This window comes from Agrococcus sp. Marseille-P2731 (assembly GCF_900117395.1).
Taxonomy (GTDB): Bacteria; Actinomycetota; Actinomycetes; order Actinomycetales; family Microbacteriaceae; genus Agrococcus.
The window spans coordinates 615,002-632,540 of the sequence record NZ_FPEG01000003.1 but is presented as its reverse complement, the minus strand read 5'-3'; the positions used below and the strand labels follow the sequence as shown (position 1 = coordinate 632,540).

General features: G+C 72.2%; 17 protein-coding genes. 6 read left to right on the top strand and 11 right to left on the bottom strand.

Features of this window, described 5'->3' with window-relative positions; translation table 11 throughout:
* Nucleotides 1–89: 89 nt before the first annotated feature.
* The gene (locus BQ6202_RS11115; RefSeq protein ID WP_072314509.1) at nucleotides 90–2,606 is read left to right on the top strand and encodes a DEAD/DEAH box helicase; all 2,517 of its coding nucleotides are present in this window, start codon (nucleotides 90–92) and stop codon (nucleotides 2,604–2,606) included.
* Between the two features lie 55 nt (nucleotides 2,607–2,661).
* Nucleotides 2,662–3,102: a nitroreductase family deazaflavin-dependent oxidoreductase gene (locus tag BQ6202_RS11110; RefSeq protein WP_072314508.1), complete on the top strand. Its 441-nt coding sequence runs from the start codon at nucleotides 2,662–2,664 to the stop codon at nucleotides 3,100–3,102.
* 73 nt (nucleotides 3,103–3,175) lie between these two features.
* Here BQ6202_RS11110 and BQ6202_RS11105 read toward each other — a convergent pair whose 3' ends face one another.
* The 4 genes from BQ6202_RS11105 to BQ6202_RS11090 all read right to left on the bottom strand — a co-directional run bounded on the left by BQ6202_RS11105 (nucleotide 3,176) and on the right by BQ6202_RS11090 (nucleotide 8,392).
* Nucleotides 3,176–4,582 (bottom strand): mechanosensitive ion channel domain-containing protein, encoded by a 1,407-nt coding sequence (locus tag BQ6202_RS11105; protein ID WP_072314507.1) that lies wholly within the window; start codon nucleotides 4,580–4,582, stop codon nucleotides 3,176–3,178.
* Nucleotides 4,579–6,741: an adenylate/guanylate cyclase domain-containing protein gene (locus BQ6202_RS11100; RefSeq protein WP_083587221.1), complete on the bottom strand. Its 2,163-nt coding sequence runs from the start codon at nucleotides 6,739–6,741 to the stop codon at nucleotides 4,579–4,581. Before BQ6202_RS11100 ends, BQ6202_RS11105 begins: the two co-directional genes overlap by 4 nt.
* Entirely contained in the window at nucleotides 6,738–7,508 is a 771-nt protein-coding gene (locus BQ6202_RS11095) for a Pr6Pr family membrane protein (RefSeq protein WP_143143721.1), read from the bottom strand. Before BQ6202_RS11095 ends, BQ6202_RS11100 begins: the two co-directional genes overlap by 4 nt.
* A 242-nt stretch (nucleotides 7,509–7,750) precedes the next feature.
* Nucleotides 7,751–8,392, bottom strand: coding sequence for an SDR family NAD(P)-dependent oxidoreductase (locus BQ6202_RS11090; RefSeq protein WP_072314505.1), 642 nt, complete (start codon nucleotides 8,390–8,392; stop codon nucleotides 7,751–7,753).
* Between the two features lie 145 nt (nucleotides 8,393–8,537).
* On the opposite strand from BQ6202_RS11090, the gene BQ6202_RS11085 reads away from it, so the two are divergent.
* A complete protein-coding gene (locus BQ6202_RS11085; RefSeq protein WP_072315121.1) occupies nucleotides 8,538–9,434 on the top strand; it encodes an arginase family protein in 897 nt (298 codons plus the stop codon).
* On the opposite strand, the gene BQ6202_RS11080 is transcribed toward BQ6202_RS11085, so the two are convergent.
* The 3 genes from BQ6202_RS11080 to BQ6202_RS11070 form a co-directional block, all read right to left on the bottom strand.
* Nucleotides 9,431–9,946, bottom strand: coding sequence for a nitroreductase family deazaflavin-dependent oxidoreductase (locus BQ6202_RS11080; protein ID WP_072314504.1), 516 nt, complete (start codon nucleotides 9,944–9,946; stop codon nucleotides 9,431–9,433). The two genes, BQ6202_RS11085 and BQ6202_RS11080, sit on opposite strands and share 4 nt — an antisense overlap.
* Nucleotides 9,947–9,975: 29 nt before the next feature.
* Nucleotides 9,976–10,164: a hypothetical protein gene (locus tag BQ6202_RS11075; RefSeq protein WP_072314503.1), complete on the bottom strand. Its 189-nt coding sequence runs from the start codon at nucleotides 10,162–10,164 to the stop codon at nucleotides 9,976–9,978.
* A 122-nt stretch (nucleotides 10,165–10,286) separates the two neighbouring features.
* Nucleotides 10,287–10,928, bottom strand: coding sequence for an NAD(P)-dependent oxidoreductase (locus BQ6202_RS11070; protein WP_072314502.1), 642 nt, complete (start codon nucleotides 10,926–10,928; stop codon nucleotides 10,287–10,289).
* Between the two features lie 220 nt (nucleotides 10,929–11,148).
* Between BQ6202_RS11070 and BQ6202_RS11065 the strand changes: the two genes are divergently transcribed.
* Nucleotides 11,149–12,030 carry a manganese catalase gene (locus BQ6202_RS11065; RefSeq protein WP_072314501.1) on the top strand — a complete coding sequence of 294 codons (882 nt, stop codon included), beginning with the start codon at nucleotides 11,149–11,151 and terminating at the stop codon, nucleotides 12,028–12,030.
* Between the two features lie 22 nt (nucleotides 12,031–12,052).
* Here the strand turns inward: BQ6202_RS11065 and BQ6202_RS11060 are convergent, their stop codons facing one another.
* Nucleotides 12,053–13,288, bottom strand: a complete 1,236-nt coding sequence (locus tag BQ6202_RS11060) for a glycosyltransferase (RefSeq protein ID WP_072314500.1) — start codon at nucleotides 13,286–13,288, stop codon at nucleotides 12,053–12,055.
* 194 nt (nucleotides 13,289–13,482) lie between these two features.
* Complete coding sequence (locus tag BQ6202_RS11055) at nucleotides 13,483–14,856, bottom strand: DUF6421 family protein (RefSeq protein WP_072314499.1); 1,374 nt, start codon at nucleotides 14,854–14,856, stop codon at nucleotides 13,483–13,485.
* 286 nt (nucleotides 14,857–15,142) lie between these two features.
* Here BQ6202_RS11055 and BQ6202_RS11050 point away from each other — a divergent pair, with 286 nt between their 5' ends.
* Nucleotides 15,143–15,631 carry a hypothetical protein gene (locus tag BQ6202_RS11050; RefSeq protein ID WP_072314498.1) on the top strand — a complete coding sequence of 163 codons (489 nt, stop codon included), beginning with the start codon at nucleotides 15,143–15,145 and terminating at the stop codon, nucleotides 15,629–15,631.
* Here the strand turns inward: BQ6202_RS11050 and BQ6202_RS11045 are convergent.
* Nucleotides 15,628–15,999, bottom strand: a complete 372-nt coding sequence (locus BQ6202_RS11045; RefSeq protein WP_072314497.1) for a hypothetical protein — start codon at nucleotides 15,997–15,999, stop codon at nucleotides 15,628–15,630. The two genes, BQ6202_RS11050 and BQ6202_RS11045, sit on opposite strands and share 4 nt — an antisense overlap.
* Nucleotides 15,999–16,811: an exodeoxyribonuclease III gene (locus BQ6202_RS11040; RefSeq protein WP_072314496.1), complete on the bottom strand. Its 813-nt coding sequence runs from the start codon at nucleotides 16,809–16,811 to the stop codon at nucleotides 15,999–16,001. Before BQ6202_RS11040 ends, BQ6202_RS11045 begins: the two co-directional genes overlap by 1 nt.
* Before the next feature lie 63 nt (nucleotides 16,812–16,874).
* Between BQ6202_RS11040 and BQ6202_RS11035 the strand changes: the two genes are divergently transcribed.
* A complete protein-coding gene (locus tag BQ6202_RS11035; RefSeq protein WP_072314495.1) occupies nucleotides 16,875–17,519 on the top strand; it encodes a DinB family protein in 645 nt (214 codons plus the stop codon).
* Nucleotides 17,520–17,539: the final 20 nt, after the last annotated feature.

The following is a 17,539-nucleotide window of genomic DNA, read 5'->3' as shown; positions in this document are numbered from 1 at the left end:
GCGCCGGAGGGAGCCGAAGGATGGGGGAGCACAGGAGATCCTACCGAGCCGGGCGACGCCGGGGGAGAGGGTGCGACAGACTCGAGGTGATGAGCCTCTTCGACCACGCCGCGCAGCTCCGGGGATCCGACTCCTGGGATCCCGACGCCGCCTTCGACGCCTTCGAGGCGTGGGCCGCCGAGCGCGGCCTCACGCTCTACCCCGCGCAGGAGGAGTCGCTGCTCGAGATCGTCACGGGCGCGAACGTGATCCTCTCGACGCCCACGGGCACCGGCAAGTCGCTCGTCGCGACCGGCGCGCACTTCGCCGCGCTCGCCCAGGGACAGCGGTCGTTCTACACGGCGCCCATCAAGGCGCTCGTGAGCGAGAAGTTCTTCGCCCTGGTCGAGATCTTCGGCGCCGAGCGCGTGGGGATGGTGACGGGCGACTCCTCCGTCAACGCCGACGCCCCGATCATCTGCTGCACCGCAGAGATCCTCGCGAACCTCGCGCTGCGCAACGGCGCCGACGCGGACGTCGGGCAGGTGGTGATGGATGAGTTCCACTACTACGCCGATCCGCAGCGCGGGTGGGCCTGGCAGGTGCCGCTGCTGACGCTGCCGCAGGCGCAGTTCATCCTGATGTCGGCCACGCTCGGCGACACGAAGCCCATCGCCGACGACCTGAGCCGGCGCACGGGCCGCGAGACCGCATCCGTCACCGGTGTCGAGCGGCCCGTGCCGCTGTCCTACAGCTATGCGATGACGCCCGTGCACGAGACGATCGAAGAGCTGCTCGCCACGAACCAGGCGCCCGTCTACGTCGTGCACTTCGCGCAGGCGGCGGCGCTCGAGCGGGCGCAGGCGCTCTCCTCGGTGAAGATCGTCAGCCGCGAGCAGCGCGACGAGATCGCGGCCGCGATCGGCGAGTTCCGCTTCACGACGACCTTCGGCAAGACGCTCTCGCGGCTGGTGCGCTCCGGCATCGGCGTGCACCACGCCGGCATGCTGCCGAAGTATCGCCGCCTCGTCGAGCAGCTCGCGCAGCAGGGGCTGCTGCGCATCATCTGCGGCACCGACACGCTCGGCGTCGGCATCAACGTGCCGATCCGCACGGTGCTGCTCACGGGCCTGACGAAGTTCGACGGGCAGCGGATGCGACAGCTCACCGCGCGCGAGTTCCACCAGGTCGCGGGGCGCGCGGGCCGGGCGGGCTACGACACCGCCGGCACGGTGGTGGTGCAGGCGCCCGAGCACGAGGCCGAGAACGCGAAGATGCTCGCGAAGGCCGGCGACGACCCGAAGGCGCGGCGCAAGCTCGTGCGCAAGAAGGCGCCGGAGGGCTTCGTCTCGTGGGGCAAGCCGTCGTTCGAGAAGCTGATCGACGCCGAGCCCGAGCCGCTCGTCTCGCAGATGCAGGTGAGCCACTCCATGCTGCTCAACGTCATCGGGCGCGGCGGCGACGCCTTCACCGAGATGCGCGAGCTGATCGAGTCTTCGCATGAGTCGCGGCGCTCGCAGCTCGCGCTCATGCGGCGCGCGCTCGCGATCTACCGCACGCTGCGCACCGCCGGCATCGTCGAGCAGCACGTCGACCCGGCCGATCCCGAGGGACCCCCGCTCATCCGCCTCACGGTCGACCTGCAGCCGAACTTCGCGCTCAACCAGCCGCTCTCGCCGTTCGCGCTCGAGGTCATCGACGTGCTCGACCCGGCCGACCCGACGCATCCGCTCGACGTGATCTCGGTCATCGAGTCGACGCTCGACGACCCGCGGCCGATCATCTCGCAGCAGCAGTTCCTCGCTCGCGGCGAGGCGGTCGCGGCGATGAAGGCAGAGGGCATCGAGTACGACCAGCGCATGGAGCTGCTCGAGGACGTCACCCACCCGAAGCCCCTCGAGGAGCTGCTGACCGAGGCGCTCGCGGTCTTCGCGTCGTCGCAGCCGTGGGTGGGCGACTTCGCGCTCTCGCCGAAGTCGGTCGTGCGCGACATGTGGGAGCGGGCGATGACCTTCGCCGACTACACGCAGCACTACGGGCTCGCGCGCAGCGAAGGGCTCGTGCTGCGCTACCTCTCGGACGCCTACCGGGCCGTGCGGCAGACCGTGCCGGACGAGGCCAAGAGCGAGGATCTGCTCGACATCATCGAGTGGCTCGGCGAGGTCGTGCGGCAGGTCGACTCGAGCCTGCTCGACGAGTGGGAGGAGCTCATGCACCCCACGGCGCCGGGCGAGGTGCCGATCGCGCCGCCGCCGCCGCCCAGCGTGGTGGCGAACCCGCGGGCGTTCCGCACGCTGGTGCGCAACGAGCTGTTCCGGCGGGTGCAGCTCGCGGCGCTCGATCGGCACGAGGCGCTCGGCGAGCTCGACCCGGGGTTCGGGGCGGATGCGTGGGGCGAGGCCCTCGACGACTACTACGACGAGCACGAGACGATGGGCACGGGGGCGGATGCGCGCAGCTCGCGCATGCTCGAGATCGACGAGGGCGCGTCGGAGTGGCAGGCGCAGCAGATCCTCGCCGACCCGGCGGGCGACCACGACTGGCGCATCTGGGCGACGATCGACCTCGCCGCTTCCGCGGAGGCGGGCACCGCGGTCGTGCAGGTCACGCGGGTGGCCCGCCTCTAGCGCTGCCTGCGCGACACCTGGGCGCGCTACGGTCGAAGTCGACCGAGGGAGCACCATGCCATTGCAGGGCGAGTACGCACCGAGCACGTCCGAGTGGGCGCGCAACCAGGCCGAGCAGTTCGAGGCGTCGAACGGCGCCGAGGCGAACACGATGCGCGGGATGCCGATCATCCTGCTCACGAGCGTGGGCGCGAAGAGCGGCAAGCTGCGCAAGACCGCGCTCATGAGGGTGGAGCACGAGGGCGCCTACGCCGCGGTCGCCTCGCTGGGCGGGGCTCCCAAGCACCCCGTCTGGTACTTCAACCTCAAGGAGCAGCCGCACGTCGAGCTGCAGGACGGTGCCGAGCGGCACGACTACCTCGCGCGCGAGGTCTCCGGCGAGGAGCGGGCCGCATGGTGGGAGCGCGCCGTCGCCGCCTACCCGGACTACGCCGACTACCAGGAGAAGACCGAGCGGGAGATCCCGGTCTTCGTGCTCGAGCGCAAGCCCGAGTAGCGCTCGACCGGGCAGCTGGTCGGGCAGGCGCTGCAGCAGCGCTCGCCGACCAGCTGGCCGGTCGAGAGGGAGGTCAGCGGGTGCGGATGCGCGCCTGCTGCTGGGCGGCCACGACCCGGGCGCGCTTCGCCTCGATCGCCCGCCCGAGCTCCTGCGCGAGCCGCGGGTTCGCACCGATGAGCTCGTTGAGCGTCGCGAGCGGCACCACCAGCACCGTCAGCGGGCTCGAGGCGATGACCGTCGCGCTCGCCCGCTCGCGCGTGAGCGCCGTCTGCCCTACATAGTCGCCAGGCTCGATCCGGTCGACCTCCACCGCCGCGGCGCCCGCGCCGACCACGGTGCGGGCGCTGCCGGCGATGACGAATCGCACCGCATCCGGCACCACGCCCTCGGGCTGCACCGTCTCGCCCAAGCCCCAGCGCTCGAGGCGAGCGCCTTGCGCGAGCAGCGCGCGCTCGTCCTCGCCGGCGCGCAGCGTCGTCGCGATCGCGGCGATGGCCGCCTCGACCGCTGCGGGCTCGGCCACCGGATCGCTGTCGTCGCCGTCGAGCGCGAACCCGCGCCGCCGAGCGGCGTACCAGAGCCATGAGAGGTAGAGGCTGCGGGCGCTGTCGGCCAGTGCGGGCGAAGCGGTCACGAGCGTCACCGCATACTTCGCTGCCCCGCGGTACTCCGCGCTGACGCGCCCGCGATCGTCGTGCATGGGCAGCGCCTCGGCGAGCTGCGTCAGCAGCCCCACCACCTCGTTGGGCGGATCGTCGGTGGAGAAGGCCACCTCGACGACCGTCTGGTGCGAGCCGGCGGGCCGCGACAGGTTGCGGAACGTCGCGCCCGACAGGGTCGCGTTCGGCACGATCTGGATGCCGCTGCCGGTGTCGATGTGCACCGCGCGCCAGTTCACCTCGACGACCCGGCCCTGCGCGCCCTGCGCGTCGAGCCAGTCACCGATCTTGAACGGCTGCTCGAACAGCAGCAGCAGGCCCGAGATCACGCCGCCGACCGCGTTCTGCAGCGCGAGCCCGATGACGATCGACGTGACGCCGAGCGCGGTGATCAGGCCGCCGACATCCGCGCCCCACACCCACTGCAGCAGCAGCCCCAGCCCCACGACGACCAGCACGAGGCGCGCGAGCTCGACGAAGATCGAGGGGATCCGCTCTCGCCACGTGCCCTCCTTCGCGGTGCTGAACAGCGCCACGTTGAACGCCGACAGCACCAGCAGGATGACGAGGAACCCGAGCACGGTCGCGACGATCCGCGTCCACACGTGCTCCTCGGGCGAGCGGAGGCCGAAGGCGAGCAGCGCGAACAGGCCCGCCACGGGCAGCACCCACGTGCGCAGGAACCGCAGCGGCTTCGCGCCCGGGTGCCCGCGGCGCTGCAGGGCGTTGACGATCTCGGTGAGGACGACCAGCAGGATCGCTCCGGCCGCTGCGATGCCGACCGCCCACCACACCCAGTCGCCCGCGAGGTCGCTCATGCCACGACGCTCCAGATCGTCTCGGTGCGCTCGCGCGCCTCGACGGTGCCCGCCTCGACGAACTCGACCGAGCCCGCCAGCCGCTCCCGCACCGCCGCCGAGACGTAGATGCCCGGCTCGCGCGAGGCGGCGCGCATCGCGAACGCCAGGCTCACCGCATCGCCCCACAGGTCGTAGGCGAGGTTGGTGCGCGCGACGAGCCCGCTCTTCACGGCACCGGTGTCGACGCCGGCGCGGATGTCGAGCTGCGTCCCGTGCTGCGCGTTGAAGCGCTGCACCACGGCGCGCATCTCGCGCGCGAAGCTCACCGCTCGCAGCGCGTTGTCGACCCGCGGCACCACGAGCCCCGAGCTCGCCAGGTAGCCTCCGCGCAGCGTGCGCACCCGCTCGACCCCTGCGGTCGTGGCAGCCTCGTCGAAGCCGCGCATGAGCGCGTTCAGCGCCTCGATCTCCTGCGAGCCCGAGAGGCCGCGCGTGTGCTCGTCGAAGCCGATCAGCTCGGCGTAGACGACCGAGACGTCCTCGTGCTCCTCCGCGATCGACTCCTCGCCGTCGCGGTAGCGCGCGGCGACCGAACCCGGCAGCAGCGTGCCCAGCAGCCGCTCGTTCTCCGACTGCTGCTCCTCGATGAGCTCCTGCTTCACCTTGAGGCTCTCGGCCATCTCGTTGAACGCGAGGCCCAGGTCGCCGAACTCGTCGCGGGAGCGCGCCGGCACCCGCACGTCGAGCGCGCCGGCGGTGAGGCGCCGCACCGCATCCACGAGCTGCCGGATCGGCCGCACGAACACCTGCGCGAGCAGCAGCGACAGCACGCTGACCGCCAGCAGGATCGCCAGCGTCCAGATGGTCATGTCCCGCGCGAAGTCGTTCACGGGGGCGAACGCCTCGCTCGCGTCGATGTGCGCGATGATCGCCCAGTTGAGCCCTTCGATCTCGAGCGGCGCGTAGGCGATCAGGCTCGACCCCTCGGTGTACTGCGGGCCGACCATCGTGCCCGACTGGCCCCGCAGCGCCGCCTGCAGCGCGCCCGAGTCGACCGGCTGGAGCAGCACGGTGCCAGCGACCCGCACCATCCGCTCGGCGACCTCCGGCGGCGTGCCGTTCGCGATCACGGTCGCCGCGTAGGCATCCGGCTCCTCCGTCAGCAGCCTCGAGGCGCTGCGCATGAGCCCGTCGGCGCCCGCGAGGTACGCCTCGCCCGTCTCGCCGAGCCCCTGCGCGAGCCAGTCGCCACCGCCCGTCATCACCGCGTTGATCTGCTCGATCGGCACCTGCACGGCGAGCACGCCGGTGAGCTCGGTCGCGGTGCCGATCGGTGAGACGACCCACGCGGTCGGGATGCCGAGCGAGGGCAGGTAGCGCTCGAAGTCGGTCGTGATCACCGAGTCGAGCGAGCCCGATCGCAGGGCCTCGTCGACCGCCGTCGTGAGCGACGAGCCCTCATAGGGAGCCTCGCGCATCGACACCCCGAGGTCGACGCTCTTGTAGGCGCTGTAGACGATCTCCGCATCCGTGTTGAGGATCAGCACATCCTCGTAGCCCAGCTCCTCCACGAGGCTCTGGAAGTACGGGCCGTAGCGCGCGTTCGCGGCGCTCCACTGGCTGCCGTCGCCCGCATCCGAGAGCGCGAGCCCGGCGTCGAAGTCATCGATCGCCCGCTGCGCCGTGTAGTGGTACTGCAGGTAGCGACCGGGGTCCGTCGCGGGGATGAAGGATGCGGGCTCGAACTCGCTGCCGCTCCTGCTCTCGAGGGCGGGGACGTACTCCTCCTCGAAGAAGCGGGTGAGCGTGGCGTCCTGGGCAGCGTCGAGCTCCGTCCCCTCCAGGGCCTCGAAGCCGGCGATGAACGCGGCGGCACCCTCGACCGAGCTGGCGTTGCGCGACTGCAGCTCGACGTTCGTCTGCAGCGACGAGAACTCGCGCTCGATCGCCTCTGCACGCAGCTCGCGCACGGTCGTGAGCTGCTCGAAGGCGGCGCTCCGCAGACTCTCCTGCCCGCTGCGGTAGCCGATCACGCCGACCACGATCGAGGCGAGGAGGCTGACGCCGAGCAGCATCGCCAGCAGCTTCGACTGCGCGCTGAGGCCGAACCGGCGCCGACGGGGTGACGGATGCGGTGCGGGCTGGGGCGCAGACTGCGGTGCGCTGGTCTCGGTCATGCAAGGCCCTCCGGCTCGAGCTCTCGGTCGCCGCGACCTCGCGGCTCGGTGGTGACGGTATGTGCCCGCGCGCTCGACGCAGCGCGGCTGACGGTGATCAGCACCGCTCCCGCGATCGCGAACGTCGCCGCGATCGCGAGGGTCAGGAGCATGACGCTGCCGTAGCCGTTCTCGTAGCCGGCCGGGTCGAGGACGGGCGCGGGGTACCAGTGATCGCGCGCACCGGTCTGGAACGAGACGAGCGGGCCGCGCACCAGGGTGTAGGTCAGCCACAGGAGCGGATAGATGGTGACGATGGCGAGATCCGGCCACCGCACCGCGCGCTCCCTGGCACTGAGCAGCCAGTCGATGAGCATCCCGAGCGGCGCGATCAGGACCAGGACGACGTTCGACCAGCCGAGCGTCGCTCCCAGCGGCAGCTCGACGCCGAGCAGCACGGTGTTGTAGACGATGCCGGTCGCCACCAGGTAGGCCGTCGCGCACAGCGCGAGCACGTGGATGGCCCGGCCGAGCGGTGCCCGGCGGAGCGCCCGCACGGCGAGCAGTGCCAGCGTGACCATCGCCAGCAGGTTCGCCTGGATGGCGAAGAAGCTGAAGAAGTTGATCACGTGCAGGGGGATGTCGGGATCACCCCTGAGCGTCCAGAACTGGAGGCTCGTGCTCAGCTGGCCGAGCACGGCGGCCGCGATGGCAGCGGCGAGGGCGATGCGACCGATCAGCAGCGCGCGCGAGAGGAGCGGTGCGTGCTTGGGCGCGACGGTGCTCATGGCCGGGGCGGTGTGGAGCATCGCCGGGGCTCGGCGATGCGGCGTGACGGCATGGAGGCTCCAGCGGTGCTCGGGGACGCGAGGCGCTGCAGCCCTCGACGGCGAGCCCTGCAGGTATTCGCGAGCATAGTCGGGCAATTGCGCCGATGCATAGGCGCAGTCTGGCGCATCGCTCGACCGGCTGATCGGCGGTCACGGCCGCGAGAGCAGGTCGCCCGACCGGTCAGGCGGTTGAGAGCGGATCAGCCGCCGTTGGCGCTGCCCGGCGCGGGTGCGGCGAACTCGGCGGCGAGGGTCGCGGCGAGCTCGGTGACGTCGGTGAAGCCGGCGAACTCCCTGTCGGGCTGGGCGGCGCGCTCGGCATCGGAGACCAGCGCCTTCACGCGGTGCACCACCGTGCGCGCCGGTGTGGCCCGCAGCGCGTGCCCGACCGCCGCGAGCCACGCCTCGGCCGCCGCCTTCAGCGCGACGTAGTTCGCGTTGCCAGCGGTCGGCTTCTCGACGCCGGTCGACGAGATGATCGCGATGACCCCCGCATCCGACCGACCGATCGCCTCGGCGAACGCTCGCGTGGTGTTGCGCAGCGTGCCCACCACGCGCGCCTCGAGCCATGCCCAGTCGTCATCGCTCTGGCCGGCGAGACCACCGCCGCCGCGCCAGCCGCCGACCAGGTGCAGCAGGCCGTCGAGCTCGCCGACCTCTGCAGCGAGCTGCTCGACCGCCGCCAGGTCGGTCAGGTCGCACTCGAAGCGCCCGGTCGCGTCGACGAGCCCGAGCCGATCCGCGCTCGATCCGACGGCGATGACGTCATGACCCGCGTCGAGCAGGGCGGATGCGGTGGCGTGGCCGAGCGCGCTGCTGGCGCCGGCGATGAGGATGCGCATGCACCCAGTGTGCCCTGCGCGGTCGGCGGGCAGCGCGCATCCGCCCGCCCGGGACGCGTGCGCGGGCGCCGCGGCCCTTGCGCGTCGTCCCGCATCCGATGCATGGTGGCCGCATGGTCGAGACCCTGCGTTGGTGGAGAGCCCGATGAAGGTCACCGTGTTGGGCGTTCCGAGCAGTGCCGGTGCCTACTGCCTCGGCGTCGAGCGGGCGCCGGGGGCGCTGCGGGATGCGGGCCTCGTCGAGGCGCTGGCGGCGACGGGTGCGCAGGTCGTCGACGCGGGCGATCTGACGAGGCGGGTCTGGGTGCCCGACCGCACGAGCCCCTTCGCGCAGAACCTCGGCGACGAGGCGGAGGCGATGGTCGAGCTCGCCGACGCGGCCGCGATGCTGCTCGCGCAGGGCGAGCGCCTGCTCGTGCTCGGCGGCAGCTGCACCGTCGCCGTCGGGATGTGCGCTGCGATGGCGCAGGCCGGCGAGCGGCCGCGGCTCCTCTATGTCGACAGGCACCTCGACCTGAACACCCCGGGCTCGACCACGGAGGGCTCGCTCAGCTGGATGGGCATGGCGCACGCGCTGGCCCTCGAGGGTGCCGCCGCCGAGCTCGCCGACGCGACCGGTCGCATGCCCCTGCTGCGCCCGGCGGATCTCGTCTACCTCGGCGCCGACACGACGCGCGAGACGACGGAGTGGGAGCGCGAGCAGGCGGCGGGCCTCGGTCTCACCGTCGTCGAGCAGGCAGCGCTCTGCGCCGATCCCCGCGCGGCGGCGCACCGGGCCCGCGGCTCGCTCGAGCCGGGCCCGTTCGTCGTGCACCTCGACGTCGACGTGCTCGACTTCCTCGACGCGCCGATCGCCGAGAACGTCAACGGCCGCAGCAGCGGGCCGACCATCGCCATCCTCGAGCAGGCCCTCGTCGAGCTCCTGCACGATCCGGACTGCTGGGGGATGTCGATCGGCCAGCTCGACCCGAACCACGCGGCGTCGGATCCGACGGCGCTGCCCAGGCTCGTCTCGGCCCTCGCGTCGGCGCTGGCGCCCTAGCGGCGCTCGCGGAACGGTGACGGCACCGCATCCGTCGTGAGCCTGAACAGGCGCACGGTGCGGCCCGAGTCGCGCTCGTACTCCCGATAGCCCGGCCACTGCGCCTCGATGCGCGCCCACGCGGCGTCGCGCTCGTCGGCCGCGATGCGCGTCGCCCGCACCGGGTAGCGCAGGCCCCGCACGACGACCTCTGCGTCCGGATGCTCGGCCAGGTTCGCCGTCCAGCCCGGGTGCTGGGCGCGCGCGAAGCTCGTGCCGGCGACGATCGCTCCGCCGTCGCCGTCCGGTGTGAACATGAGCTCCGAGCGCCGCGGCTTCCCCGTCTTCGCGCCGCGCGTGTGCAGTACCAGCGAGGGCACCAGGATGCCGGAGACGACCAGCCGCCCGCCCGTCAGCCGCGTCGCGATGCGCTCCGCGATCGGCATGACGCGCGGGCCGACGCGGCGGAACGCGCGGGTGCGCGACACGGGCGCCAGCAGGCGGCGCAGCGCCCGGCGCAGCGGATGCGTCATGACAGCAGCGGCGTCATGACCGCGGGCAGTCAGTCGCCCTGGTAGCCCGCGCGGGCATCCTGCACCAGCTGGCGCACGTCGGTCTCCGAGGGGAGCGGGCCGCCGGCGTCGAGCTGCTGCAGCACCGCGGTGACCGCGTCATCCTCGGTGCCGTCGAGGGGGATGGTGACGCCGCGCTTGAGCAGCTCGCCGTAGTCAGGGATCCATTCGGTAGCCATGGGGCCACGGTGCCAGGTGCGGCTGGGAGGCGCCAGGGGGGCGTCTCGTGACGGCAGCGACCCTCCGGGCCGCGGCCTGCTCGACGGGCGAGAGCGGGCCGCGGCGTCCTCGACGCGCGAGGTCAGTAGGCGAAGTGCACGTGCGCGCGGCGGTGCTCGCCCGACTCGATCGCGTCGACGACGGCGAGGGCGAAGTCGGCGCCCGAGATCAGCGAGCCGCCGTCCTCCGTCTCGAGCGGGGTGTCGCCACCGGTGCGGTACTCGCCGCGGCGCTGCTGGTCGGGCACGTAGCTGCCGAAGGTGCCAGCCGGCGACACGTACGTCCAGTCGACGCCGTCGACGGCGCTGACCCGCTCGTACGCCGAGAACAGCTCGCGCGCCTCGTCCTTGTACTCCGGTGCGAAGGCCTCGGTCTCGACGATGCGCTCGCCGTTCGCGTCCTTCAGCGATCCGAAGCCGCCGACGATGATGAACCGCGCCGTCGTGCCCGCGAGCCTGCCCGCGATGTCGGCATAGGCATCCGCCACCTTGCCCTCCATGTCGCCGCGCGGCGACAGCGCGCCGATCACCGCGTCGGCGCCGGTGAGCGCCTGCGCGAGCAGCGCGCCATCGAGCACCGAGCCCTGCAGCACGCGCGCGCCCGCGGGCGCATCCTTCGGCTGCGACCGCGAGACGAGGGTGACCTCATGGCCGCGCGCCGCTGCCTCTGCCGCGATGTGGCTGCCCGCGAACCCTGTCGCGCCGAGCACCGTGATCTTCGCCATGTCGTCTCCTTGGTCGTCGCACTGCTGCCGATCGTTCTGCTCGAGCCAACCCGCGTCGCTGGCAGCGCATTCCGATGGAGCCGTAGGAGGGACGTTCTCAGGAGATTCGCACGAGATGCGGCAATGTACCCCGTTGTTGTACCCCACTCGCGGGCGTAGCGTGCCGATCGGCACCGCGGCCGCAGGGGCCCGGGCAGAGCGAGACCGGAGGAGCTTCACCATGTACTTCCACAGGCAAGAGCTGCAGCACAAGGCCACCCCCGACAAGCCGGACGCCGTGTACGCGCGCAAGCTGCAAGAGGTGCTCGGAGGCCAGTACGGCGAGATCAGCGTGGCGATGCAGTACCAGTTCCAGGCCTGGAACATGCACATGCCCGGCAAGTACCGCGACCTGGTCTTCGGCATCGGCGCCGAGGAGATGGGGCACGTCGAGATGCTCGCGACGATGATCGCGCAGCTGCTCGAGAAGGCCCCGCTCGGCATCACCGACGAAGCGGTCCAGGCAGACCCGACCGTCGCCGCGGTCGTGGGTGGCACCGACATCCAGCAGGGCATCGTCGCGGGCGCGGGCGCGCGCCCGGTCGACTCGATGGGCAACCCCTGGTCGGGCAGCTACATCACCGCCAGCGGCAACCTGCTGGCCGACTTCACGGCCAACGCGAACGCCGAGATGCAGGGCCGCGTGCAGGTCGCCAGGCTCTATCACATGACGGACGACCACGGAGTGCGCGACCTCTTGAAGTTCCTCCTGGCACGCGACACGATGCACCAGAACCAGTGGATCGCCGCCGCCGCCGAGCTGCAGGCGGAGGGCATCGAGAGCCTGCCGGTGCCGAGCAACTTCCCGCAGAAGAAGGAGCACACCGAGGTGTCCTACGAGTACATCAACTTCAGCGACGGCCCAGCGGCCGGCGAGGGCAGCTGGGCGAGCGGTCCCACCCCCGACGGCAACGGCGAGTTCTCCTATCGTGCTGAGCCCGAGCGCGGCGTGCCCATGCCGCCGCCGACGCAGCCGGACGCCCGCTGGTACGGCACGACGCCCAAGCCCAACCTGATGGAGAAGGTCGCCGGCGAGGTGCAGGACAAGCTGCACATGGAGTGACCGGCGGTCAGCGCGACCCGCGTCAGCGCTGCTGCGCCGCGAGCTGCTCCTCGATGAGGTCGGCGGCTCGCGGCGCGCCACCGGCCGCGGCGAGCCCCGCCGCGACCGCGTCGACCCCCTCGCGCATCCCCCGTGCCCGCCGCACCGCATCCCGCAGCCGCGCGGGCGTCAGCCGCTCGGGATCGAGCCGCACGCCAGCGCCCGCGTGCTGCACGCGTGCCGCGACCTCGACCTGGTCGCGGCCCGCAGGCACCGCGACGACCGGCACGCGATGCGCGAGCGCCTTCTGCGTGACCCCGAGCCCGCCGTGGGTGATCGCCACCTTCGCCCGCTCGAGCAGCAGCCCGTGCGGCAGGAACCGCTCGATGCGGGCGTTCCGCGGCACGGGCAGGCCGGGCGCCGCCCCCTCGCCCATCGTCACGACGACCGTGACCGGCTCACCCGCGAGCGCCGCGAGCGCCGTGCGCACGAGCTCCGTGTCGCCGCGATAGGCGGTGGCGGTCGCCACGAGCACGATCGGATGCGCGAGGCGCGCCAACCACGCCGGCGCGGGCGCCGCGGGCTCCCACGCGGTCGGCCCGACGAGCCGCAGGTGCGGCGCCCAATCGGCGTGGGCATACTCGAGCGGCTCGGCGGTCGTCACGAGGGTGAGCGGCGCGCGGCGCACCATCGCGTCGTAGGAGCGGACCGGCGGCAGCCCGGCGACCTCCCGCCGCATCGCGTTGAGGTGGAGCGTCAGCGCGCGCATCGCCGGCCCGTAGACGGCAGTCGTGAGCGCCGCATCGCGCAGCTGGCCGCCGAGGCCGCGCGCCGGGCGCAGCCCGGAGCCATAGGGCGGGCATCCCTTCGAGCGCACCGCGGGCGGGTGCGTCGCGAGCGACACCCACGGCAGGCCGCTGCGCTCCGCGACCGCGGCCGCACCCCAGGCGCTGATGTCGGTGAGCACCAGATCGGGTCGCGCGTCGTCGATCATCGTCTGCAGGTCGGTCGCCTCGTGCGTGGCGCGCAGGCAGTGCGCCTCGCTCATGCCCCGCATGCTGTCGCGCACGCGGCGGCCGTCCCCGTCGTCGAGCGCGATCGCCTCCACCCGCTCGTCCACGCCGTCCGCGTCGAAGCCGAGGTCGCGCATTCGCCCGGCCTCGCTCGTCAGCGTGCGCAGCCGGATGCTGTGCCCGCGCCGCCGCAGCTCTCGGAGCACGCCCGCGAAGGGCAGCACGTGGCCGAGGGCCGGGCTCGTGTAGGCCGCGATCGTCGCCATGGCGTGACTCCTGACGGGGGCCGCAACGCTGCATGAGTGCCCCTGCGGTCACTGTAACCCTGCACGCGGGATCGTCGCGTCATCCTTTGGGCGGACACGACGCGTGGCGACGACGCAGCCGCGGATGCCTCGCGGCGGACGCGAAGGGCCGGGCGCGCTGGTGCGCACCCGGCCCGTGGCCCAGCGGCCTGAGGTCAGGCCGACTCGGCCGTGATGCCCGCCGTCGAGGCGATGACGTCGCGCATCTTCTTCTCGAAGGCCTCGAAGAACATCGAGAGCGGGAACTCGTCGTCCATCACCAGGTCGGTGAGCTGGCGCGGCGTGCCGTCGAGCGGCAGCTCGCGCGCCTTCCACTTCGACGCCGGGTGCGGCTCGACGACCGACGACACGAGGTCGTAGGCGGCCAGCCAGTGCGCGACCTTCGGGCGGTCGATCGAGCGCCAGTAGAGCTCCTCGATCGCGGCGCCGAGCTTGTTGACGACATCCGGCACCTCGTCCCAGTCGAAGGCGAGCTGCGTGTCCGTCCAGTGCAGCACGCGGTGCTGGTGCAGCCACGCGAACAGCAGCTGGCCGCCGAGGCCGTCGTAGTTGCGAGTGCGCGAGCCGGTGATCGAGAAGCGGAAGATGCGGTCGAAGATGACGGCGTACTGCACGTGCTTGGCGTGCTTCGCGAGCGCGAGATCCGCATCCGTCGCCTTGTCGTCCGCCGCGATGCGCCGCTCGATCGCGACCGACTCGCGGAACGCCGTCAGGTCGCAGCGCAGCTCCTCGAGCGAGTAGAGGAAGAAGGGCATGCGCTGCTTGATCATGAACGGGTCGAAGGGCAGATCGCCGCGCATGTGGGTGCGGTCGTGGATGAGATCCCACATGACGAAGGTCTCCTCGGCGAGGCGCTGGTCGTGCAGCATCTCCGCGGCATCGGCCGGCAGCTCGAGCTTCGTGACCTCGCAGGCGGCCTCGACGACGCGTCGGAAGCGCGCGGCCTCGCGGTCCTGGAAGATCGCGCCCCACGTGAACGACGGGATCTCGCGCATCGCGACCGTCTCGGGGAACAGCACGGCCGAGTTGGTGTCGTAGCCGGCGGTGAAGTCGATGAAGCGCAGCGGCACGAAGAGCTTGTTGGAGTAGTCGCCGGCCTCGAGGTCGGCGATGAACTCGGGCCAGATGACCTCGACGAGCACGGCCTCGACGAGGCGGTTCGACGAGCCGTTCTGCGTGTACATGGGGAAGACGACGAGGTGCTGCAGGCCGTCGACGCGGTGCTCCTGCGGCTGGAACTGCATGAGCGCGTCGAAGAAGTCGGGCTCGCCGAAGTCGGCCTCCGCCCAGCGCTCGAAGTCGATCGCTGCCTGCGCGAGGTAGGCGGCGTCGTGGGGGAACTCGGGGGCGAGCTCGCGGATGCCCTGCGCGAGCGCGCTCACGTGGGTGGCGGCTGCGTCGTGGTGCGCGGCGTCGTCGATGGCGCCGCTCTTCGACTGCAGCGGCTGCAGCGCGGTCGCGGCCGCCTTGATGCGGAGCCAGGCGGGGTGCTGGCGGAGGTCGGCGGCGGTGGCCTGGGTCATCGTCATGGGGGCCTCCTGGCGGGTCTGTCGGCGCGGGGGCCGGATGCGGTGGTGGGGCGGGATGCGACGCGCACGGTCCTCGGGACCCAGGGGTCGGACGCTCTTGATGCGCGTGTTTCCAGCGTACGGAAGCCCTTGCGCACGTTTGTTGCGCCTCGGCCCGCGTCTCGCGCCCGTTCCTGGCGCAGCGCGCGATGCGCTCGTCAACCGCAACTCCCTTGCGCGAGGGCAGATTCGGAGGCGCCCAAGAACGCTCTGGTGCTGGGCGGCGCCGAGCCGTAGCGTCTGCCCTGTGACCGCATCGACCGCTCCGCAGCGCACCCTCGCCGCAGCGAGCCGCCCCGTCGTCGTCTCCGCGGGTCGCGTGCTCGCGGCCGTCGCCCTTCACGCCGCGCTGCTGGCGGTGCTCGTGTGGGCGATCGATCCGGTGATCGGGGAGACGGGCGTCTGGGGGTGGCCGAGCACCACCCTCGTCAGCCAGTACTGGCTGCTGTGGACGCAGACGGCCATCGCCCCCGCCGTCGTCTGGGGCGGCTTCGTGCTCGTCCGCGCGGCATCCCGGCGGCGAGCGGAGGGCACCTACTTCGCGATGTCCGCGATCATCGTCGCGATCGTCGCGTTCGCGGCCGCGGTGCCGCTCATCGTGCTGGAGGTGCCCGTGCAGGCGACGGGCATCGCGATCGCCGCGTGGCTGCTCGCCGGCTGCGCCGGGGTGGTCGCGGTCGCCGCGAGCGAGCGGCGCCTCCGCCACGCGCGGGCGAGCGTCGCGGCCGCCGTTTAGACCATCGCGAGGGCGACGCCGAAGCCCGCCCAGCAGCCGACCGCCGCGAGCAGCGGCGCGACGATCGCCCAGCGGCGCTTCGTCGCAGCAGCCGCAGCGCCCACGGCGTTGCCGACGAGCGTGCACGCCATGACCGCGACCCAGTACGTCAGCCTGGCCGGCTCCGCGTCGGTGCCCGCCGCATCCGCTGCCTCGACGACCGCGGCGTCGCCGACGGGCGCCAGCATCAGCAGCGCCAGGATGTTCGCGAACACGAAGCCCCACGCGGCGAGCCGCCACCGATCGGCGCCGCTCCACTCGCGGTGCGGCTCGAGCTCCTCCCACTCCTCGTGGGCCGCGCCTCCCGGCGCCCCCGATGCATCCGCCATCAGAAGATCATCGGCCGGTCGTCGTCGAGCTCGGTCTCGAGGTCGAGGTCGACCACCACGGGCACGTGGTCGCTCGGGGCGTCGCCCGAGCGCTCGTCGCGGTCGATGGAGGCGCGAGCGACGAGCTCTGCGAGCTCGGGGGAGCCGAGCACGAAGTCGATCCGCATGCCCTCGCCCTTGTTCCAGCGACCGGCCTTGTAGTCCCAGTAGGTGTAGCCCGGCGCCCGGTCGCGCACCACGTCGACGAGCCCAGCCTCGAGCAGTGCGCTGAACGCATCCCGCTCGGGCTTGGAGACGTGCGTCGAACCCTCGAAGGCGCGCACATCCCAGACATCGGTGTCGAGCGGCGCGATGTTGAAGTCGCCCATGAGCGCGAGGGGCTGGCCCCGCCACTCGTCGAGCAGGCCCGTCAGCACGCGCAGCCACTCGAGCTTGTAGCCGTAGTGCGCGTGCGTGAGCTCGCGGCCGTTGGGCACGTAGAGGCTCCAGAGCCGCACGCCCTCGACCGTCGCCGCCATGGCGCGCGCCTCGACGACCGGGTCGCCCGTGTTCGCGTAGCCGGGCTGGCCGGGGAAGTCGCGCTCGACCTCGGTCATCGGCAGGCGCGAGGCGATGGCGACGCCGTTCCACTGGCTGTGGCCGTGGGCCTGCACCTCATAGCCGGCGGCCTCGAAGGCGGCGTAGGGGAACTGCTCGGTCTTGCACTTGATCTCCTGCATCGCCAGCACATCGACGTCGCTGCGCTCGAGCCAGTCGACGACGCGGCCCGCGCGCGCTCGCACGGAGTTGACGTTCCAGGTGGCGATGCGCATGGATCGAGCCTATTGGCCGGGCGGTGATGCGCGGGTGAAGCGCAGGTGATGCACTATTGCTCCATGAGCAACGCGCGCGAACGCTACCTCCAGGCTCTCGACCTGTTCTCGGCGGAGACGCGAGCCGCGGCCGACCGGCTCGGGCTCCCATCCGCGTGCAGCGAGTGGTCGATCGCTGATGTCGTGCGCCACGTCACGGGCGTGCAGGCCGAGTACGGCGGGGCGGTGCTGCTGGGTCGGGCGCTCGGTGAGAACGGCCTGACCGCCGACCATCAGTCGGTGACGACGGGCTCGAGCGACTGGGAGGCGGTCGAGGCGTGGGAGCAGCTCGCGACCAAGCTGCGCCGCGCCGCGCACGACGCGACCGAAGCCGACTTCTCGTCGCTCTCGCTCGCGGGGCTCGACATGGTGATGCACGCGTGGGACATCCGGTGGGGCGCGGTGCGCGTCGGGCTCGCCGCGAACCTCGAGTTCCCCGCCGGGTGGCTCGAGTGGATGGAGCAGTACCGCGAGCGTGCCGATGAGGGCTCGATCCGCGGGCCGGGCATCTTCCAGGCGGCGGTCGAGCCGCCGGCGGATGCGACGCGCTCCGAGCGCTTCGCCGCCTGGTCGGGCCGCGTGCCGCGCGTCGCCTACGTGCCGATGCCCGACCATCCGGCGACCCCGAGCGTCGCGAGCGCCCCCAGCGCGCCGACGGACGCGGGCTGAGCCCGACCGAAGTAGCCTGG